3 protein-coding genes and 1 pseudogene are annotated in these 2238 nt (G+C 65.9%); 3 read left to right on the top strand and 1 reads right to left on the bottom strand.

The genetic code is table 11. From position 1 onward, the window contains the following. The 3 genes and pseudogenes from JHD07_RS28605 to JHD07_RS28595 form a co-directional block, all read left to right on the top strand. Window positions 1–396, top strand: a pseudogene (locus tag JHD07_RS28605) (metallophosphoesterase); the annotation flags it as partial. 67 nt (window positions 397–463) lie between these two features. Continuing rightward, the gene (gene ybgC / locus JHD07_RS28600; RefSeq protein WP_291628278.1) at window positions 464–913 is read left to right on the top strand and encodes a tol-pal system-associated acyl-CoA thioesterase; all 450 of its coding nucleotides are present in this window, start codon (window positions 464–466) and stop codon (window positions 911–913) included. A 79-nt stretch (window positions 914–992) separates the two neighbouring features. Beyond that, entirely contained in the window at window positions 993–1460 is a 468-nt protein-coding gene (locus tag JHD07_RS28595) for a nuclear transport factor 2 family protein (RefSeq protein ID WP_291628276.1), read from the top strand. A gap of 121 nt (window positions 1461–1581) precedes the next feature. On the opposite strand, the gene JHD07_RS28590 is transcribed toward JHD07_RS28595, so the two are convergent. Beyond that, window positions 1582–2238 (bottom strand): type 1 glutamine amidotransferase (locus tag JHD07_RS28590; protein ID WP_291628274.1); only part of this gene is annotated, 657 nt, incomplete at its 5' end.

Here is a 2238-nt window from a genome sequence, read left to right as displayed (position 1 = left end):
GCCGGACTTGGCGATCAGCTCGCCTTCCTTCCGGCACGCCGGTTTCGCAGCATGACGCGCTTCGGTGCGGACGATCTCGACGCGACACTTGCCAAGGTCACGGACGATGCGCCCATCATCCTGCTCGCCCATGAGCCCAACATCGCGCCGCGCGTGCCGGCGCGTGTGGCGCTGCAACTGTCCGGCCATACCCATGGCGGCCAGGTTCGCCTGCTCGGCTGGTCGCCCGCGGTGCCGCCGCAGCACGGCATCCAGCTCGCCTATGGTCACGTCAGGTTGAAATGCGACGTCATCATCTCCGGCGGCCTCGGCTGCAGCATCATGCCGCTCCGCGTCGGCGTGCCGCCGGAGATCGTCGAGGTAACGCTGGGGCGGGCCGCGCCGGTTGTGTCCTGACTGGCTTGCGCGGACCGCGGTTTTTGCGCAAAACGGAGCCACAGCGACAAGCGAAGAGGCTCGTGACGTGACTGCCCATCTCGACGGCGAGATCCGCGACGGCCGCCACCACATGCAGGTCCGCGTCTACTACGAGGACACCGATTTCTCCGGCATCGTCTATCATGCCAATTACCTGCGCTACATGGAGCGCGGTCGCACCAATCATCTCAGGCTGATGGGCGCCGAACAGCAGGCGCTGTTCGAGCAGACCGAGACGGAGGGCACAGGCTTCGCCTGCGTGGTGCGCTCGATGCATCTGGATATCCTCAAGCCGGCGCGGATGGACGACGTGCTCGACATCGTGACCTGGCCGGTCGCGGTGAAGGGGGCGTCCATCATGCTGGCGCAGGAGGTGAGGCGCGGCGACGACGTGCTGGTGAAGGCCGAGGTCCGCGTTGCCTTCATCAGCGGCGGCCGCGCCCAGCCGATCCCGAAGTCGATCCGCCAGCTCATGAAGGCCGATCTGCTTTCGTGATCGCTCGATAGCGGATGGCCTATCGACTCCGCCAATGGCGGCGATAAATTCGCAGCCCCGACCAACCGATGAGGCCATCATGTCGCGCCCGCCGCTTCCGCCCTTCACCAGAGAAACAGCCGCGCAAAAGGCGCGCATGGCCGAGGACGCCTGGAATTCGCGCGATCCGGTGCGCGTGTCGCTCGCCTATACCGAGGACAGCCGATGGCGCAATCGTTCGGAGGTGTTTCAGGGGCGCGAAGCCATCGTCGCCTTCCTTACCCGCAAATGGGAAAAGGAGCAGGACTACCGCCTGATCAAGGACCTCTGGGCCTTCGACGGCAACCGCATCGCGGTGCGCTTCCAGTACGAATGGCATGATGGAAGCGGCCAGTGGTATCGCTCCTACGGCAACGAGCAGTGGGAGTTCGACGAGCACGGCCTGATGAAGCGCCGCGAAGCGTCGATCAACGACATCGCGATCACTGAGAAGGATCGGCGGTTTCACTGGCCTGCGCCCGGGCCAAGGCCGGCCGATGTGCCGGGGCTGGGAAGCGAGCCGTTCTGAGCCGCGCAAGCACCTGTCGATCCTCATGGTGAGGAGCCGCGAAGCGGCGTCTCGAACCATGCAGGCCTCGCTGCAGCAGCGGGGGCCTCGATCCTTCGAGACGCGCGCGAGAGCGCGCTCCTCAGGATGAGGGGACGGGCCTTCGAGCCAGAAACCGCGTAATCGCCCCACCGAGTTTCGCGCTGTCCAGCGGCTGCGCGAGAGACTGCCTCGCCGTGGCAACGACCTCCTCCGGCGCTTTCCCTTCGCGCAGCTCGCAGCACACTCGCGCGAACTCCACGTCAAACTCCGGATGCGGCTGGACGGTCAGCGTCGTGCCATTGGCGTAGAGCAGGCCGGCATGCGGGGTGAAGTCGGATGAGAGGATCGTCAGCGCGTCGCTTGGCGGCTCGATCACCTGGTCCTGATGCGAGGCGGCAACCGCAACCGCTTCGCCGTCAATCACGCCGTTCTCCGGCAGCACTTGATAGACATGCCGGCCGATGCCCCAGCCGTGCTCCGATTTGCGGACCGTGCCGCCGAGTGCCTGCGCGATCAGCTGGTGGCCGAAGCAGACGCCGACCATCGGCGTTTTGCTGGCGTAAGCCTTGCGGACAAAATCCTCCAGCGGCGCGATCCAGTCGAGCCCGTCATAGACGCCCGCCGCGGCGCCGGTGATCAGCACCGCTTCGAGCTTGCCGGGATGGGGAAGCGCGTCACCGTTGGGGATGCTGACGACGTCGACCGTAGCTGTGGGGTCCTCGGTGCGGATCATGCGCGCGAACATGTGCGGAAATGA

The sequence above is a fragment of the Bradyrhizobium sp. genome (genome assembly GCF_016462955.1).
GTDB lineage: Bacteria > Pseudomonadota > Alphaproteobacteria > Rhizobiales > Xanthobacteraceae > Bradyrhizobium.
Note: the sequence above shows the minus strand (reverse complement) of the source record. Positions and strands in the feature narration are given on the sequence as shown.